Source organism: Aeromicrobium sp. Leaf291 (assembly GCF_001423365.1).
Taxonomy (GTDB): Bacteria; Actinomycetota; Actinomycetes; order Propionibacteriales; family Nocardioidaceae; genus Aeromicrobium.
In genome coordinates this window covers 41,271-58,733 of the sequence record NZ_LMNM01000004.1, presented here as the reverse complement: position 1 = coordinate 58,733, position 17,463 = coordinate 41,271, and the positions used below count along the sequence as shown (strand labels likewise).

15 protein-coding genes are annotated in these 17,463 nt (G+C 72.2%); all 15 read left to right on the top strand.

The genetic code is table 11. The features are described from left to right. Positions 1-258: 258 nt before the first annotated feature. Positions 259-852, top strand: a complete 594-nt coding sequence (gene pyrR / locus ASF35_RS17100; RefSeq protein WP_055970418.1) for a bifunctional pyr operon transcriptional regulator/uracil phosphoribosyltransferase PyrR — start codon at positions 259-261, stop codon at positions 850-852. Continuing rightward, positions 849-1,814, top strand: coding sequence for an aspartate carbamoyltransferase catalytic subunit (locus ASF35_RS17095; protein ID WP_055970416.1), 966 nt, complete (start codon positions 849-851; stop codon positions 1,812-1,814). The genes pyrR and ASF35_RS17095 overlap by 4 nt, the downstream gene beginning before the upstream one ends. Beyond that, positions 1,811-3,112 carry a dihydroorotase gene (locus ASF35_RS17090; RefSeq protein WP_055970414.1) on the top strand — a complete coding sequence of 434 codons (1,302 nt, stop codon included), beginning with the start codon at positions 1,811-1,813 and terminating at the stop codon, positions 3,110-3,112. The genes ASF35_RS17095 and ASF35_RS17090 overlap by 4 nt, the downstream gene beginning before the upstream one ends. After that, positions 3,109-4,320, top strand: coding sequence for a glutamine-hydrolyzing carbamoyl-phosphate synthase small subunit (gene carA, locus ASF35_RS17085; RefSeq protein WP_200931795.1), 1,212 nt, complete (start codon positions 3,109-3,111; stop codon positions 4,318-4,320). Before ASF35_RS17090 ends, carA begins: the two co-directional genes overlap by 4 nt. Beyond that, positions 4,320-7,667, top strand: a complete 3,348-nt coding sequence (gene carB, locus ASF35_RS17080) for a carbamoyl-phosphate synthase large subunit (RefSeq protein ID WP_055970411.1) — start codon at positions 4,320-4,322, stop codon at positions 7,665-7,667. The genes carA and carB overlap by 1 nt, the downstream gene beginning before the upstream one ends. After that, positions 7,664-8,479: an orotidine-5'-phosphate decarboxylase gene (gene pyrF / locus ASF35_RS17075; RefSeq protein WP_082495593.1), complete on the top strand. Its 816-nt coding sequence runs from the start codon at positions 7,664-7,666 to the stop codon at positions 8,477-8,479. The genes carB and pyrF overlap by 4 nt, the downstream gene beginning before the upstream one ends. A 64-nt stretch (positions 8,480-8,543) precedes the next feature. Further along, complete coding sequence (locus ASF35_RS17070; RefSeq protein ID WP_055970408.1) at positions 8,544-8,987, top strand: hypothetical protein; 444 nt, start codon at positions 8,544-8,546, stop codon at positions 8,985-8,987. Positions 8,988-9,048: 61 nt separating this feature from the next. Beyond that, positions 9,049-9,372: an integration host factor, actinobacterial type gene (gene mihF, locus ASF35_RS17065; RefSeq protein WP_055970407.1), complete on the top strand. Its 324-nt coding sequence runs from the start codon at positions 9,049-9,051 to the stop codon at positions 9,370-9,372. Positions 9,373-9,400: 28 nt separating this feature from the next. Further along, the gene (gmk, locus tag ASF35_RS17060; protein WP_369797022.1) at positions 9,401-10,000 is read left to right on the top strand and encodes a guanylate kinase; all 600 of its coding nucleotides are present in this window, start codon (positions 9,401-9,403) and stop codon (positions 9,998-10,000) included. Continuing rightward, on the top strand, positions 9,997-10,302 hold the full coding sequence (gene rpoZ, locus ASF35_RS17055; RefSeq protein ID WP_055970404.1) for a DNA-directed RNA polymerase subunit omega: 306 nt from the start codon (positions 9,997-9,999) through the stop codon (positions 10,300-10,302). Before gmk ends, rpoZ begins: the two co-directional genes overlap by 4 nt. Positions 10,303-10,312: 10 nt before the next feature. Next, the gene (gene coaBC / locus ASF35_RS17050; protein ID WP_055970402.1) at positions 10,313-11,566 is read left to right on the top strand and encodes a bifunctional phosphopantothenoylcysteine decarboxylase/phosphopantothenate--cysteine ligase CoaBC; all 1,254 of its coding nucleotides are present in this window, start codon (positions 10,313-10,315) and stop codon (positions 11,564-11,566) included. 94 nt (positions 11,567-11,660) lie between these two features. After that, positions 11,661-12,848, top strand: coding sequence for a methionine adenosyltransferase (gene metK / locus ASF35_RS17045; protein WP_055970400.1), 1,188 nt, complete (start codon positions 11,661-11,663; stop codon positions 12,846-12,848). Positions 12,849-13,199: 351 nt separating this feature from the next. Further along, positions 13,200-15,200 (top strand): primosome assembly protein PriA, encoded by a 2,001-nt coding sequence (locus ASF35_RS17040; protein ID WP_235499174.1) that lies wholly within the window; start codon positions 13,200-13,202, stop codon positions 15,198-15,200. Between the two features lie 57 nt (positions 15,201-15,257). Beyond that, the gene (gene fmt / locus ASF35_RS17035) at positions 15,258-16,181 is read left to right on the top strand and encodes a methionyl-tRNA formyltransferase (RefSeq protein ID WP_055970398.1); all 924 of its coding nucleotides are present in this window, start codon (positions 15,258-15,260) and stop codon (positions 16,179-16,181) included. Positions 16,182-16,191: 10 nt separating this feature from the next. After that, on the top strand, positions 16,192-17,463 hold the full coding sequence (locus ASF35_RS17030) for an RsmB/NOP family class I SAM-dependent RNA methyltransferase (RefSeq protein ID WP_055970396.1): 1,272 nt from the start codon (positions 16,192-16,194) through the stop codon (positions 17,461-17,463).

The window sequence follows — 17,463 nt, the reverse complement described above, 5'->3', positions numbered from 1 at the left end:
ACACTACCGAACACATGAGCGATACTCCAGGTCGAAAGTCCCGGAAACTACTGAGGTTGCAGCACTCCTCAGGTGTGTGTCGAGACCGACGAAGCCGCGTGCGCAGGAGGAGAAGCGTGCTTCTAGCCGCGTCTACGCGTTCGGTGTCCGGGTGGCGACGGGCCGCGCTCGAGGGGGGAGTGCTCGCTGCTAGGCTCGGACACGTTCCACCCGACATCCTTTAACCACCGTCCCGTGAGGCGGAGAAGGAGGTCAGACATGGTCGTGCCCGACGGCACATCCGGTCCTGACGCTCGTGCAGCCACCCCCTCCGACGTGGGGCGCACCGTCCTCGACGAGACCGACATCTCCCGGGCTCTCACCCGGATCACGCACGAGATCCTCGAGCGCAACCGCGATGCCGACGGTCTCGTGATCCTCGGCATCCCCACCCGTGGCGTGCCGCTCGCGAAGCGCATCGCCGCTCGCATGAGCGAGGTGGAGGGGCGCTCCATCAACGCAGGCGCGCTCGACATCACGATGTATCGCGACGACCTGCACAGCGGCCCCGTCCGGTCGCTGGAGCACACCGACATCCCCGACGACGTCGACGGCCGCACCGTGGTCCTCGTCGACGACGTGCTGATGAGCGGTCGCACCATCCGCGCCGCGCTCGACGCGCTCGCGGACCTCGGCCGCCCCAAGGCGGTGCAGCTCGCCGTCCTCGTCGACCGTGGTCACCGTGAGCTGCCGATCCGCGCCGACTTCGTGGGCAAGAACCTGCCGACGTCGCTCACCGAGAAGGTGCGCGTGCGCCTTGCGGAGGCCGACGACCGGCCCGACGCCGTCTCCATCGAGGGAGGCGCGGCATGAAGCACCTGCTCAGCGCCGGCGACCTCGACCGTGACGAGGCGGTCCACGTCCTCGACACCGCCGAGGAGCTCCTCGGAGTGGCGCAGCGCCCGATCAAGAAGCTGCCCACGCTGCGCGGGCGCACCGTGGTCAACCTCTTCTTCGAGGACTCGACCCGCACCCGCATCAGCTTCGAGGCGGCGGCCAAGCGGCTCTCCGCCGACGTCATCAACTTCTCCGCCAAGGGGTCCAGCGCCTCCAAGGGCGAAGGCCTGAAGGACACCGCGCTCACGCTCCAGGCGATGGGCGCCGACGCCGTGGTCGTCCGGCACGGCGCGTCGGGTGCCCCGCACCGGCTCGCGCACGAGGCATGGACGAAGGGCGCGGTGGTCAACGCCGGCGACGGCACGCACGAGCACCCCACCCAGGCTCTGCTCGACGCGTTCACCATGCGCCGCCACCTGACCGACGATGCGGCGAACGGCACCGGCGCCGACCTGTCCGGCAAGCGCGTCACCATCGTCGGCGACGTGCTGCACAGCCGGGTGGCGCGGTCCAACGCCCTGCTGCTGCACACGCTCGGCGCGCACGTCACGCTCGTCGCGCCGCCCACGCTGCTGCCCGTCGGCGTCGACACCTGGCCGGTCGAGACCTCCTACGACCTCGACGAGACCCTCGAGGGCACCGACGCGCTCATGATGCTGCGGGTCCAGGGGGAGCGGATGAACGACGCCTACTTCCCGAGCGCCCGCGAGTACAGCCGTCGCTACGGTCTCGACGTCGCCCGCATGAACCGACTGCCCGACCACGGGATCGTCATGCACCCCGGCCCCATGAACCGCGGCATGGAGATCAGTGCCGACGTCGCCGACTCCGGCCGCTCCGTCATCGTCGAGCAGGTCACGAACGGCGTCGCCGTCCGCATGGCCGTCCTGTACCTGCTGCTCGGCGGCTCCCAGAACCAGAACGAAGGAACGGCATGACCTCCTACCTCCTGCGAGACGCCCGTCCGCTGGGCGGCGACCCCGTCGACCTGCTGCTGCGCGACGGCGTCATCGTCGAGATCGGTCCCGACCTCGACGATGACGGGGCCGTCGTGGTCGACGCCGAGGGCCTCGTGGCCCTGCCCGGTCTCGTCGACCTGCACACCCACCTGCGCGAGCCCGGCCGTGAGGACGCCGAGACGGTGCTCACCGGCACGCAGTCGGCAGCACGCGGCGGCTTCACCTGCGTGCACGCCATGGCCAACACCTCGCCCGTCGCCGACACGGCCGGCGTGGTCGAGCAGGTCTGGCGGCTCGGCCGCGAGGGCGGCTTCTGCGACGTCCAGCCCGTCGGCGCCGTGACCGTGGGCCTCAAGGGCGAGCGACTCGCGGAGCTGGGCGCCATGGCCGACTCCGCCGCCGGCGTCCGGGTGTTCTCCGACGACGGCATCTGCGTGTCCGACGCCGTCCTGATGCGCCGCGCGCTGGAGTACGTCAAGGCCTTCGACGGCGTGGTCGCCCAGCACGCGCAGGAGCCGCGGCTCACCGAGGGCGCCCAGATGAACGAGGGCGCGCTGTCAGGCGAGCTCGGCCTCGTCGGCTGGCCCGCCGTGGCGGAGGAGGCGATCATCGCCCGCGACGTGCTGCTGGCCGAGCACGTCGGCTCGCGGCTGCACGTCTGCCACCTGTCCACCCGCGGGTCGGTCGAGATCGTCCGCTGGGCCAAGAGCCGCGGCATCGACGTGACCGCCGAGGTCACGCCGCACCACCTGCTGCTCACCGACGACCTCGTGCGCAGCTACGACCCGATCTTCAAGGTCAACCCGCCGCTGCGCACCGCCGACGACGTGGCAGCCGTGCGCGAGGGTCTCGCCGACGGCACGATCGACATCGTCGCCACCGACCACGCACCCCATCCCATGGAGGACAAGGAGTGCGAGTGGTCTGCCGCCGCCTTCGGGATGATCGGCCTGGAGACCGCGCTGTCCATCGTGCAGGAATCGATGGTCGACACCGGCGCCCTCTCCTGGGAGCAGGTCGCCGAGGTGCTCTCGGCGCGTCCGGCTCGCATCGGCCGCGTGCGCGAGCACGGCCGCCCGCTCGCCGTGGGCGAGCCGGCCAACGTCGTGCTCTACGACCCCGCAGCCACCCGCACCGTGGTGCCCGGGGACACCGCGTCGCTGTCACGCAACACCCCCTACGCCGGGCGCGAGCTGCCCGGCCGCGTGGTCGCCACGTTCCTGCGCGGCGTCCCCACCGTCCTGTCCGGCGAGCTGACCGAAGGAGTGCACGCATGACCCAGATGTCCACCACCCGACCGAGCGGGGCGCGCCGTGCGCCCGTTGCTGCCGTGCTCGTCCTCGAGGACGGTCGCACCTTCCGTGGCGAGTCGTTCGGCGCGGAGGGCACCACGATCGCCGAGATCGTGTTCGCCACCGGCATGACCGGCTACCAGGAGACGTTGACCGATCCCTCGTACCGCGGCCAGGTCGTCGTCATGACCGCCCCGCACATCGGCAACACGGGCGTCAACGACGAGGACTTCGAGTCCCGTCGCGTGTGGGTCGACGGCTACGTGGTGCGCGACCCCTCACGCGTGCGCAGCAGCTGGCGGTCCAACCGCTCGCTCGACGACCTGCTCGGCGAGCAGGGCGTCGTGGGCATCAGCGGTGTCGACACCCGCGCCCTCACCCGCCACCTGCGCGAGCGCGGTTCCATGCGCGCCGCGATCAGCACCGAGCCCCAGCACACGGGCGGCTCGGTCGACGCGCTCCTCGCCCTCGTCCAGGCGGCCCCGTCGATGGAGGGCTCGAGCTTCCTCGACGACGTCACCACGCCCGTGCCGTACGTGGTGGAGGCCGTGGGGGAGAAGCGCTTCACCGTGGCCGCGATCGACCTCGGCATCAAGGGCATGACGCCCCGACGCATGGCCGAGCGCGGCATCGAGGTGCACGTGCTGCCGGCCTCCTCCACCATCGACGACGTGGTGGCCGTGGGACCCGACGGGGTGTTCATGTCCAACGGTCCGGGCGACCCTGCCACGGCCGACCACGTCGTGGGGGTCCTGCGCGAGGTGCTCGAGCGCCGCATCCCCTACTTCGGGATCTGCCTGGGCAACCAGATGCTCGGCCGCGCCCTCGGTCGCGGCACGTACAAGCTCAAGTACGGCCACCGCGGCATCAACCAGCCCGTCCAGGACCGCACCACCGGCAAGGTCGAGATCACGAGCCAGAACCACGGCTTCGCGGTCGACGCCCCGCTCGAGGGCACCTTCGAGACGCCCTACGGCGACGCGCACGTGACTCACGTCGGCCTGAACGACCAGGTGGTCGAGGGCGTCGCGCTCGTCGACGGCCCGGCCTTCAGCGTCCAGTACCACCCCGAGGCGGCCGCCGGGCCGCACGACGCGGCGTACCTCTTCGACCGGTTCGTCCAGCTCATGGCCGACCACGCACCCGGGCACACCGGCAGCGACTCCACCACTCCTGGGAAGGACGGCGCCTGATGCCCAAGCGCACCGACATCTCGTCGATCCTCGTGATCGGCTCCGGCCCGATCGTCATCGGTCAGGCCTGCGAGTTCGACTACTCCGGCACGCAGGCCTGCCGCGTGCTCCGCGAGGAGGGGATCCGGGTCATCCTGGTCAACTCCAACCCGGCCACGATCATGACGGACCCGGAGTTCGCCGACGCCACCTACGTCGAGCCGATCACGCCGGAGTTCGTGGAGAAGGTCATCGCCAAGGAGCGTCCCGACGCCCTGCTCGCGACCCTGGGCGGGCAGACGGCGCTCAACGCCGCCATCGCCCTCGACAAGGCCGGCGTCCTGCGCAAGTACGACGTGGAGCTGATCGGCGCCTCGGTCGAGGCGATCGAGAAGGGCGAGAACCGTGAGTCCTTCAAGAAGATCGTCGAGGACCTGCCGAAGGAGTGGGGTGCCGAGGTGGCCCGCTCGGTCATCTGCCACACCATGGACGAGTGCCTCGCCGGAGTCGACGACCTCGGCGGCTACCCCGTCGTCGTCCGGCCGTCCTTCACCATGGGCGGGTCGGGCTCGGGCCTGGCGTACGACGAGGAGGATCTGCACCGCATCGCCGGCTCCGGCCTCGCGCTCAGCCCCACCACCGAGGTGCTCCTGGAGGAGTCGATCCTCGGCTGGAAGGAGTACGAGCTCGAGGTCATGCGCGACACCGCCGACAACGTGGTGATCGTGTGCTCCATCGAGAACTTCGACCCGGTCGGCGTGCACACGGGCGACTCGATCACCGTCGCTCCCGCGCTCACGCTCACCGACGTGGAGTACCAGCGCCTGCGCGACATCTCCCTCGGCGTCATCCGCGAGGTCGGCGTCGACACCGGCGGCTGCAACATCCAGTTCGCCGTCGACCCGGCCACCGGACGCATCGTCGTCATCGAGATGAACCCGCGCGTCTCGCGGTCGTCGGCGCTGGCGTCGAAGGCCACCGGCTTCCCGATCGCCAAGATCGCGGCCAAGGTGGCCATCGGCTACACGCTCGACGAGATCCCCAACGACATCACCCGCGTCACGCCCGCGTCCTTCGAGCCGACGCTCGACTACGTGGTCGTCAAGGTCCCGCGCTTCGCGTTCGAGAAGTTCCCGGCCGCCGACTCCACCCTCACCACGCACATGAAGTCCGTCGGTGAGGCGATGGCGATCGGTCGCAGCTTCACCGAGGCGCTCCAGAAGGCCCTGCGGTCGCTCGAGCGCCCCGACGCGGAGTTCGACTGGACCAAGGAGTGGGTCGAGCTCGACAAGGACGCGCTGCTCGAGGAGATCGGTCGCCCGCACGACGGTCGGCTCAAGAAGGTCATGGACGCCATCCGCGCGGGCGCCACGCCCGACGAGGTGTTCGAGGCCACGAGCATCGACCCGTGGTTCGTGGACCAGCTGGCCCTCATCAACGAGGTCGCGACCGACCTCATCGCCGCCGCCGAGCTGTCGCCCGTGCTGCTGCGTCGCGCCAAGCGGCACGGCTTCTCGGACCGGCAGATCGGTCGCATCCGCGGCATGTCCGCCGACGTCGTGCGCGGGGTGCGCCACGCCCTGGGCGTGCGGCCGGTCTACAAGACGGTCGACACGTGCGCCGCGGAGTTCGCGGCGAGGACGCCGTACCACTACTCCTCCTACGACGAGGAGACCGAGGTCGAGCCGCGCGAGAAGCCGGCTGTCCTGGTGCTCGGCAGCGGCCCGAACCGCATCGGCCAGGGCATCGAGTTCGACTACTCCTGCGTGCACGCGGTGCAGGCCCTGAGCGCGGTCGGCTACGAGACGATCATGGTCAACTGCAACCCCGAGACCGTGTCGACGGACTACGACACGGCCGACCGGCTCTACTTCGAGCCGCTCACGCTCGAGGACGTGCTGGAGGTCGTGCACGCCGAGGAGCAGGCCGGCCCGGTCGCCGGCGTCATCGTCCAGCTGGGTGGACAGACGCCCCTGGGCCTCGCCGCCGGGCTGGAGGAGGCGGGTGTCACCATCGTCGGCACGCAGCCGTCCGCCATCGACCTCGCCGAGGAGCGGGGTGCGTTCGGCCAGGTGCTCGACGCCGCCGGGCTCGTGGCTCCCAAGAGCGGCATGGCCACCACGTTCGACCACGCGAAGCAGATCGCCGACGAGATCGGCTACCCCGTGCTGGTGCGTCCGTCGTACGTGCTCGGCGGTCGAGGCATGGAGATCGTGTACGACGAGCAGACCCTCGGCGACTACATCACCCGGGCCACGGAGATCACCCCCGAGCGCCCCGTGCTCGTCGACCGCTTCCTCGACGACGCCATCGAGATCGACGTCGACGCGCTGTACGACGGCACCGAGCTGTTCCTCGGCGGCGTGATGGAGCACATCGAGGAGGCCGGCGTGCACTCCGGTGACTCGGCGTGCGCCCTGCCGCCGATCACGCTCGGCAACCTGGAGATCGACCGCATCCGCGAGGCCACGGAGGCCATCGCCCGCGGCGTCGGCGTGCGCGGCCTGGTGAACATCCAGTTCGCGCTGTCGTCGGACATCCTCTACGTCATCGAGGCCAACCCGCGGGCGAGCCGCACGGTGCCGTTCGTGTCCAAGGCCACGGCGACGCCGCTCGCGAAGGCCGCGGCGCGGATCATGCTGGGGGAGAGCATCGCCGACCTGCGCGCCGAGGGCCTGCTCCCGACCGACCGCGACGGCGGACGGCTGCCGGACGACGCGCCCATCGCGGTCAAGGAGGCCGTGATGCCCTTCAACCGGTTCCGGACCTACGAGGGCACGTACGTCGACACCCTGCTCGGCCCGGAGATGCGCTCCACCGGTGAGGTCATGGGCTTCGACACGACCTTCGGCACCGCCTACGCCAAGAGCCAGGCGGGGGCGCAGAACGGCCTGCCGACGTCGGGCAAGGTGTTCGTGTCGGTGGCCAACCGCGACAAGCGGCACATGATCTTCCCGATCAAGCGACTGGCCGACCTCGGCTTCGAGATCCTGGCCACCAGCGGGACGGCCGTGGTGCTCGCCCGCAACGGCGTGAAGGCCACGGTCATCCGCAAGCTGCAGGAGGAGCCGCTCCCGGGCCAGGAGCCATCGACGATCGTCGACAAGATCCGCGACCAGGACGTCGACCTCATCATCAACACCCCGCACGGCATCTCCGGTGGGGCGAACGCACGCGTCGACGGGTACGAGATCCGCACGGCCGCCGTGGCCGAGGGCATCCCGTGCATCACGACGGTGCAGGGCCTCGCCGCCGCGGTGCAGGGCATCGAGGCGCTGCGCGAGCAGCGGGTGGGCGTCCGGTCGCTCCAGGAGTGGGCCGAACGGTTCGAGCCCGCCGCGCCCGCGACGTCGGGGGGCGCCTCGTGAGCTTCGGTTCCCGCGCCCGCGCCGCGATGGACGCCTACGGTCCCGCCTGCATCGGCATCGATCCGCACGGGGCGCTGCTCGAGGCGTGGGGCGTGGGGGACACCCTCGAGGGACTCGACCGGTTCGCGGCCGCCTGCGTGGAGGCGTTCGCGGGCCAGGTGGGCTTCGTCAAGCCGCAGTCGGCGTTCTTCGAGCGGTTCGGCGCACGGGGCGTGGCGATCCTCGAGCGCACGCTGCAGGACCTGCGGCACACCGGCACCCTCACGATCCTCGACGTCAAGCGCGGCGACATCGGCTCCACCGCCGAGGCCTACGCCGACGCGTACCTCGACGAGGACAGCCCCATGGCCGCCGACGCCGTGACCGTGAGCCCGTACCTCGGCTTCGGCTCGCTCAGGCCCTTCCTCGACGTGGCCGAGAAGAACGACGCCGGCGTCTTCGTGCTGGCGCTGACCTCCAACCCCGAGGGGCCCGAGGTCCAGCACGCCGCCTCGTCCTCCGGCCGGACCGTCGCCGGTGACGTGCTGGCCGCCCTGCGTGCCGCCAACGAGGGTGCCACCCCGATGGGGTCCTACGGCGCCGTCGTCGGCGCGACGATCGGCGAGACCGACGAGGACCTCGACGTCAACGGGCCGCTCCTCGCGCCCGGCTTCGGCAGCCAGGGCGGCACCGTCGACGACCTGCGCCGGATCTTCGGCGACGTCGCGCACCTGGTGCTGCCGTCCACCTCGCGGCAGGTGCTGTCGGCCGGTCCCGACGTCGACGCGCTGCGCGCTGCGGCCGTCGCCGTGAACGAGTCCCTGCAGTTGTAGGCTCACCCTGACCACCGCGCGTCTGCGCTGGTCAGAGCACCCGCATCGATCCGAGGAGACCTGCATGACGCGCCCTCGCGTGAAGCACGCCGCGACCGCCGTGGCGGCGACCCTGGCCGGTGTCCTGCTGGCAGGCTGCGGTGGGCAGAGCCCCTACTGCGGGGCCGTGGAGAAGAACGCCGAGACCCTCAACTCGTTCGGCAAGACGCGGACCGACGCGGCGTACACCTCCTACTCCAAGACCTTCAAGAGCATCGCCAAGGACGCGCCCGCGGGCGTCAAGGACGACTGGACGACTCTGGCCAAGGTGACCGACGGCGTGCTCGCCGCGCAGAAGAAGGTCGGCCTGCCGCTCGAGGACATGCGCGACGAGAAGGTCGTGGCCGAGCTCGACGACGCGCAGCTCAAGACCCTCAACGACGCCTACGAGGCGTTCAACGCCACGGCCGACCAGCGCACCGCGGTGGTCAAGAACGCCAAGACCGAGTGCGAGATCACCCTGAAGTGATCGCCCTGCATCCATCGACGTCGTGGCGCGCAGGCGTCCGGCAGGAGAGAGGTAGACCATCGTGGCCCTCCCACAGCTGACGCCCGAGCAGCGGCAGGCCGCGCTCGCGAAGGCGGCACAGGCCCGCCAGGTGCGCGCCGAGGTCAAGAACCGGCTCAAGCACTCCGGTGCCAGCCTCGCCGACGTGATCGCCGAGTCGCGGGTGGACGACGTGATCGCCAAGCTGAGGGTCAGCGACCTGCTGCAGTCGATGCCCGGCGTCGGCAAGGTCCGCGCCCGCGAGATCATGGACCGCATCGGCATCGCCGACAGCCGTCGGCTCCGAGGCCTCGGCGTCAACCAGGTGCAGGCACTCCTGCGCGAGTTCGGCAGCCGTGAGCGCTGACGGTTCCCCTGCCCGTTCCAGGCTTGTGGTGCTGGCCGGGCCGACGGCGGTCGGCAAGGGCACCGTGGCGGCCTGCGTCCGTCGCGAGCGGCCCGACATCTGGATCTCCGTCTCCGCCACGACCCGCCCACCGCGGCCGGGCGAGCAGGACGGGATGCACTACCACTTCGTGAGCGAGGCCGAGTTCGACCGCCTCGTCGAGACCGACGGCCTGCTGGAGTGGGCCGTGGTGCACGGTCGCCATCGGTACGGCACGCCCCGCGAGCCCGTGGAGCAGCGACTGAGCGCCGGGAAGCCGGCCCTGCTCGAGCTGGACCTCCAGGGTGCGCGCCAGGTCCGTGAGGCCATGCCGGAGGCGCTGATGTGCTTCCTGGCGCCCCCGTCGTTCGAGGAGCTGGAGCGTCGGCTGCTGGGACGGGGCACCGAAGGACCCGAGGAACGCGAACGTCGGCTGCGCACCGCGCACGAGGAGCTGGCGGCCGAGAGCGAGTTCGACGTCACGATCGTCAACACCGACGTCCCGGCCGCGTGCCGGGAGTTGATAGGCTTGTTCGAGGGCCCGCGCCAGAACGACGCCGCGAGTCCGGACCAGACTTCTTCCGCCATCCATCACAGCGAGGCACAGTGACCAGCACGCGTTCCGTGGCCGAGGGCATCACGAACCCGCCCATCGACGACCTGCTCGACAAGGCCGACTCCAAGTACAAGCTGGTGCTCTACAGCGCCAAGCGTGCGCGGCAGATCAACGCCTACTACTCCCAGCTCGGCGAGGGCCTGCTCGAGTACGTCGGCCCGCTCCTCGAGACCGAGGTCCAGGAGAAGCCGCTGTCCATCGCCCTGCGCGAGATCAACGCCGGTCTCCTGGCCGCCGAGGACATCGACGGCTCCGAGGCCAACAGCACCGGGACGGTCAAGCCCGAGAAGGCCTGAGCGTCCGCTCATGACGGATCCCGCGGCCGGGGGGCCGGACCGCCCTCGCGTCGTGCTCGGCGTCGCCGGCGGCATCGCCGCCTACAAGGCGGCCTCGTTGCTGCGCCTGTTCACCGAGTCCGGTCACGACGTGCGCGTCGTGCCCACTCGGTCCGCGCTGCAGTTCGTGGGTGCCCCCACGTGGGAGGCGCTCAGCGGGCAGCCCGTGTCCACGGAGGTGTTCGCCGACGTCCACGAGGTGCCCCACGTGCGGCTCGGCCAGCAGGCCGACCTCGTCGTGGTGGCACCCGCCACGGCCGACCTCCTGGCCAAGGCCGCCCACGGCCTGGCCGACGACCTGCTCACCAACACGCTGCTCACGGCGCGCTGCCCCGTGGTGCTGGCCCCGGCCATGCACACCGAGATGTGGGAGCACGCCGCCACCCAGGCCAACGTCGAGACGCTGCGCTCGCGCGGCGTCGTGGTGATCGAGCCCGCCGCCGGTCGGCTCACCGGCAGCGACACCGGCAAGGGTCGGCTTCCCGAGCCCGACGAGCTGTTCGCGGCCTGTCGAGCCCTGCTCGACGCGCCCACCCAGGACCTCGCCGGCCTGCACGTCGTCGTCTCCGCAGGGGGAACCCGCGAGTTCCTCGACCCGGTCCGCTACCTGGGCAACCGTTCGTCCGGGCGCCAGGGCGTCGCGATCGCCCAGGCCGCGCTGGCTCGGGGCGCCACCGTGCGGCTGGTCGCCGCCAACGTGTCGGTGCCGTTGCCGGCGTGGGTCGACGTCGTCGAGGTCGTCACCACCGCGGAGCTGCAGGCCGCCGTGGTCGACGCGGCCCGGTCCGCCGACGTCGTGGTCATGGCCGCCGCACCCGCCGACTTCCGGCCCGCCGACGTGTCGGGCCACAAGATCAAGAAGCGCGACGACGGCCGCACGCCCGTCATCGAGCTCGTCGAGAACCCCGACATCCTCGCCGGACTGGTGCGCGACCGCGCCGGTGACGCGACCCCGTTCGTCGTCGGCTTCGCCGCGGAGACCGGCGACGACGACGGGAGCGTGGCCGACCACGCCCGGGCCAAGCTCGAGCGCAAGGGCTGCGAGCTGCTGGTGGTCAACGACGTCAGCGACGGCAAGGTGTTCGGCCAGGAGGACAACGAGGCCGTCATCCTCGGCTCCGACGGTGCCGAGGTCGCCGTGCCGCGCGGTCCGAAGAGCGCCCTGGCGCACGCCGTGTGGGACGAGGTCGTCCGCCGCTCGGGACGGCGGAACGTCACGGCCTGAGCGTCGTTACACTCCCCGAGGAACCACCTGTCGCACGCGTCCCGGCATCCGCCGGCGCACCGTACGCGCACCCCACCCCATCAGGAGAGATCGAGTGAGCCGCTTCTTCACGTCCGAGTCGGTGACCGAGGGCCACCCCGACAAGATCGCCGACCAGATCAGCGACAGCGTGCTCGACGCGCTGCTCGCCGAGGACCCCAAGAGCCGCGTGGCGTGCGAGACCTACGTGACGACCGGCCTGGTGCTGGTCGGCGGCGAGGTCACGACCGAGGCCTACGTGGACATCGCGCGGATCGCCCGCGACCGGGTGCTCGAGATCGGCTACGACTCCTCCGTCAAGGGCTTCGACGGTGAGTCCTGCGCCGTGCAGGTGACGCTCGACGCGCAGAGCGCCGACATCGCCCAGGGCGTCGACGCCGCGTTCGAGAACCGCGCCGACGGCTCGGTCGACCCGCTCGACCTCCAGGGCGCGGGCGACCAGGGCCTGATGTTCGGGTTCGCGATCGACGAGACCCCCGAGCTGATGCCGCTGCCGATCACGATCGCGCACCGCCTCGCCGAGCAGCTCACGGCGGTCCGCAAGGACGGCACGCTGCCCTACCTGCGCGCCGACGGCAAGACGCAGGTGACCATCGAGTACGGCGACGACGACAAGCCCAAGCGCGTCGAGGCCATCGTGGTGTCCACCCAGCACGAGGAGGGCATCGACCTCGACGGCCAGCTCCGTGGGGACATCAAGAAGCACGTCATCGACGCTGTGCTCGCGCAGTACGACATCGACTCCAGCGACTACAAGCTGCACGTGAACCCGACGGGCCGCTTCGTCATCGGCGGCCCCATGGGCGACGTCGGCCTGACGGGTCGCAAGATCATCGTCGACACCTACGGCGGCTACGCCCGCCACGGCGGCGGCGCGTTCTCCGGCAAGGACCCGAGCAAGGTCGACCGCTCCGCCGCCTACGCGATGCGCTGGGTGGCCAAGAACATCGTGGCCGCCGGCCTGGCCACCAAGGCCGAGGTGCAGGTCGCGTACGCGATCGGCGTGGCGCACCCGGTCGGCTTCTACGTCGACACCTACGGCACCGAGACGGTCCCGGTCGACAAGATCCGCGAGGCCGTGCTCGAGGTCTTCGACCTGCGTCCCGGCGCGATCGTCCGCGACCTCGACCTGCTGCGCCCGATCTACGCGCAGACCGCCGCGTACGGCCACTTCGGCCGCCCCGGCCTCCCGTGGGAGGACACCGGCCGCGCCGAGGCCCTGAAGGCCGCCGCGCACGCCTGACCTGCGTCCCTCGACCGCCCGTCGCCCCTCGTGGGTGGCGGGCGGTCGTGCGTGCGGCGTGACCCCGGCGCGATCTCGGCCTGCGACTGCTTCTCTCGGCCTCTCCTGGTGGTGGGTCGCGCGAGGGCCTCGAACGGGGATCCGGGTGCGCGCGGGGCTGGGTTCTCGGGGCTTCGTCGGGTGAGGGGTAGGTGGCCCGCGTCACGTCGGGGGTCCAGGTAGGCCACCCGCGGACACGACGCCGCTATCCGCGGGTGGCCTACCTCTGGGGGCTCCGGTAGCGCGGGCCACCTACCGCTGACCCAGCCGGACCCCGAGCCCACCGTCCGGACCGCCTGGTAGACAGTCCGCGTGACCACCGGCGACCAGCTCGAGCTCCTCGCGGCTCCCGAGCCCGTGCCGCCGCCGGTGCTCCTCGAGGCGGGTGTCGACGAGCGGTCGGGCGAGGTCGCGCCGGTCCGCATCGCGCGGGTGGCGGTCGACACCCCGTTGCCGCACCTGGACCGGCTGTTCGACTACGCGGTCCCGCCCGAGCTCGATCCGCAGCCCGTCCCCGGGTGCCGGGTCAAGGTCCGCTTCGCCGGGCGCGCGACCGACGGCTACGTCGTCGGCCTGGGGGAGACGACCGCCCACGAGGGACGTCTCGCGCCGCTCACCAAGGTCGTCTCGGCCGAGCCCGTGCTGAGTGCCGAGGTGCTGGGACTGGCCCGCGAGGTGGCCGACCGCTGGGCCGGCACGCTGTCGGACGTGCTGCGGCTGGCGGTGCCACCGCGCCAGGCCAAGGTCGAGGCCCGTCCCTCGGTGCCGCGTCCGGACGACGACCTCCCGGGCGTCGACGACGAGGTCTGGCACCTCTGGTCGGACGGACCGGGCTTCCTCGGCGCGCTGGAGTCGGGCACCTCTCCCCGTGTGGTGTGGGAGGCGCTGCCCCTGCGCGACCCCGCCGTCGCGGTCGCGCAGGCCGCTCTCGCCACCCTGCGGTCGGGGCGGGGGACGGTGGTCTGCGTGCCCGACGCGCGCGAGCTCGACCACTGGGACGCGGCACTCACGTCGGTCCTCGGCCACGGGCGCCACGTGGTGCTCTCGTCGGGCCAGAAGCCGGCCGAGCGCTACCGGTCGTTCCTCGCCGTGGCGCGGGGCGAGGTGTCGATCGTGCTGGGCACGCGAGCCGCCGCGTTCGCGCCCGTGCACGACCTGGGTCTCGTGACCGTCTGGGACGACGGTGACGACCTCTACGCGGAGCCTCGGGCGCCGTACCTGCATGCCCGCGAGGTCCTGCTCACCCGGGCCGTGCGCGAGGACGCCGCGGTGCTGGTCGGCGGCTACGCACGCACGGCCGAGGCGCAGTCGCTCGTCGGCTCCGGCTGGGCGCGGTCGATGCGGGCCGAGGCCGTCACCCGACGCCGTGCGTGGCCCCGTCTCGACGTCACCGACGGCAGCGTGGCCGGTGGCGCGCCGGCACGCCTGCCGCACCAGGTCTTCGCCGCGGTGCGCCGCGCCGACGGCCCGGTGCTGGTCCAGGTGCCGCGTCGGGGGTACCGCACGTCGTTGAGCTGCCAGGACTGCCGGACCCCGGCCCGCTGCGCGGCCTGCGACGGCCCGCTCGCGCAGGGCGGTCGCGGTGCCACCCTGGCCTGCCGGTGGTGTGGCACCGAGGCCCCCCGATGGACGTGCCCGACGTGCGGCTCCGCCCGGCTGCGCGCCCCTGTCGTCGGCCAGCTGCGGACGGCGGAGGAGTACGCGGCGGCCTTCCCCGACCGTGCGGTCGTCACCTCCGGGGGTACCGACGTCCTGGCCGAGGCACCGCCCGGCGACGTGCTCGTCCTCGCCACGCCGGGTGCCGAGCCGCGCGTCGAGGGCGGGTACGCGCTCGTGGTGCTCATGGACACCTGGCTGGCGCTGGGCCGCGACGACCTGCGGGTCGGCGAGGAGGCGCACCGGCGGTGGTTCAACGCCCTGGCGCTCGCGCGCGAGCGCGCCGCGGCGGTGGCGGTGGGCGACCCGGCCACGCTGCAGGGTCTCGTCCGCGCCGACCCCGCCGGCCTGGCCGAGCGCGAGCTGGCCGAGCGCGCCGAGGCGCACCTGCCCCCGGTCGCGCGCGTCGCGGTGGTCGAGGCGCCGGCCGACGTCGTCGCCGAGCTCGCGTCCAGGTCCTGGCCCGGAGCCACCGAGGTGCTGGGCCCGGTCCCGGTGCCGACGCGGCCGGGGGAGCCGGAGCATGACCGACTGGTGCTGCGCACACCGCGCCGCGACGGCCCCGCGCTGGCGGCGGCCCTGAAGGACCTGCAGTCCGCGCGCTCGGCGGCCAAGCTCCCGCCCCTGCGGGTCAGGATCGATCCGCACGCCTTCTGACCCCGGCACGTCCTGCCCGCACGGCCGGCGTGGGCGCACGCCCTAGACTCGGCCGACGTGAGGATCGTGTTCGCAGGTACCCCCGAGACCGCCCTGCCCTCGTTGGAGGCGCTGGTCGAGAGCCGGCACGACGTGGCGGCGGTGATCACCCGCCCCGACGCCCGCCAGGGCAGGGGCCGCACCCTGCATCCCTCGCCCGTCGCGGCCCGCGCCGAGGAGCTCGGGATCGAGGTGCTCAAGCCCGCTCGTGCCGACGACCCGGCCTTCCTCGACCGCCTGCGCGAGATCGGCCCGGCGTGCTGCCCGATCGTCGCGTACGGCGCGCTGCTGCGACGCGAGGCGCTCGACGTCCCGGAGTACGGCTGGCTCAACCTGCACTTCTCGGTGCTGCCCGCCTGGCGTGGTGCCGCACCGGTGCAGCGCTCGATCATGGCCGGCGACGAGGTCACCGGTGCCACGGTCTTCAGCCTCGTCGAGGCGCTCGACGCCGGACCGGTGCTCGGCACGATCACCGAGCGCATCCGCGAGGACGACACCGCCGGGACCCTCCTGGACAGGCTCGCGCACGAGGGTGCCCGACTGCTGGTCGATGCGATCGACCACGTCGAGGACGGTGACGCCGCGGCGGTGTCGCAGCCCGACGACGGCGTCTCCTACGCCTCGAAGCTCAGCACCGACGATGCGCACGTCGACTGGACCCGCCCGGCCTTCGCGGTCGATCGCCAGGTCCGCGGCTGCACTCCTGCTCCGGGCGCGTGGTCCGTGCTGGGGGACCAGCGGATCAAGCTCGGACCGGTCACGCCGACGTCCGAGGACACCCTCGCGCCGGGTCAGGTTCAGGCCGGCAAGCACGAGGTGCGGGTCGGCACCGCCACGACCGACGTGGTCCTCGGTCAGGTGCAGCCCACCGGCAAGAGAGCCATGTCGGCTGCTGACTGGGCGCGCGGCACGGCGATCGAGCCCGGCGTGGTGCTGTCATGAGGAGGATCTCGTGAGCGACCCGTCCCGTGGCGTCGCGTACGACGTGCTGCGGGCGGCCGACGAGCGCGACGCGTACGTCAACCTCCTGCTGCCGCAGCTGCTGCGTGAACGCCGCATCGAGGGGCGCGACGCCGCGTTCGCGACCGAGCTGGTCCACGGCACGCTGCGCCTGCGGGGCACCTACGACGCCGTGATCGACTCCCTCGTCGACCGACCTCTCGACCCAGAGGTGCGCGACGTGCTGCGGCTCGGTGCCCACCAGGCGCTCTCGATGCGGGTCCCGTCGCACGCCGCCGTCTCCACGAGCGTGAGCCTCGTGCGACGGGTGGTGGGGCACAAGACGGCCGGACTGGTGAACGCGGTCATGCGCAAGATCGCGGCCGACGACCTGGACACGTGGCTCGATCGCCTCGTGCAGGGTCGCGCCGGCGACGACGCGCTCGCCGTGCGGTACTCCCACCCGGCGTGGATCGTCGATGGTCTGCGGACCGCGCTGCGGTCCGTCGACGCGGCCGACGAGCTGGAGCAGCTGCTCGCGGCCGACAACCTCGCGCCTCGCGTCACGCTCGTGGCTCGGCCCGGTCTGGTCGACCCCGCGCGGCTGCCCGGGCGGCCCGGCTCGGTCTCTCCCTACGCGCGCGTGCTCGACGGGGGAGACCCGGGCGACGTCGCCGCCGTGCGGGACGGCCTGGCCGGTGTGCAGGACGAGGGGTCGCAGATGGTCGCGATCTCCGTGGCGGAGGCGACGCTCGAGGGACCGGACGCCCGGTGGCTCGACCTCTGCGCCGGACCCGGTGGCAAGGCGGCCCTCCTGGGGGCGCTCGCCGCACAGCGAGGTGCGCACCTCGTCGCCAACGAGGTCCAGCCGCACCGGGCCGAGCTGGTGCGGCAGGGTCTGCGCGCCCTGCCCGACGTCGACGTCACCGTCCACGACGGCCGTGAGGGTCCGTGGGAGCCCGGTTCGTTCGACCGCGTGCTCGTGGACGCACCCTGCACCGGGCTGGGCGCACTGCGCCGACGTCCGGAGTCGCGCTGGCGACGCTCGCCCGACGACCTCGCCTCGCTCGTGCCGCTGCAGCGCGACCTGCTGCGGCGTGCCGTCGAGCTGACGCGTCCTGGCGGGGTCGTCGGCTACGCCACGTGCTCGCCCCTGGTGGAGGAGACCCTCGAGGTCGTGGAGTCGGTGGGACCCGGCGTCGCCGCGCTCGAGTCCGTGCACCGCTGGTGGCCGCACCGCGACGGCACCGACGCGATGTTCCTCGCGATCCTCCGCCGCCGCTGA

Excerpts from the sequence above, each read along its gene's own strand:
- pyrR (WP_055970418.1), top strand. The coding sequence starts at position 259 with ATGGTCGTGCCCGACGGCACATCCGGTCCTGACGCTCGTGCAGCCACC.
- ASF35_RS17095 (WP_055970416.1), top strand. The coding sequence starts at position 849 with ATGAAGCACCTGCTCAGCGCCGGCGACCTCGACCGTGACGAGGCGGTC.
- ASF35_RS17090 (WP_055970414.1), top strand. The coding sequence starts at position 1,811 with ATGACCTCCTACCTCCTGCGAGACGCCCGTCCGCTGGGCGGCGACCCC.
- carA (WP_200931795.1), top strand. The coding sequence starts at position 3,109 with ATGACCCAGATGTCCACCACCCGACCGAGCGGGGCGCGCCGTGCGCCC.
- carB (WP_055970411.1), top strand. The coding sequence starts at position 4,320 with ATGCCCAAGCGCACCGACATCTCGTCGATCCTCGTGATCGGCTCCGGC.
- ASF35_RS17070 (WP_055970408.1), top strand. The coding sequence starts at position 8,544 with ATGACGCGCCCTCGCGTGAAGCACGCCGCGACCGCCGTGGCGGCGACC.
- coaBC (WP_055970402.1), top strand. The coding sequence starts at position 10,313 with ATGACGGATCCCGCGGCCGGGGGGCCGGACCGCCCTCGCGTCGTGCTC.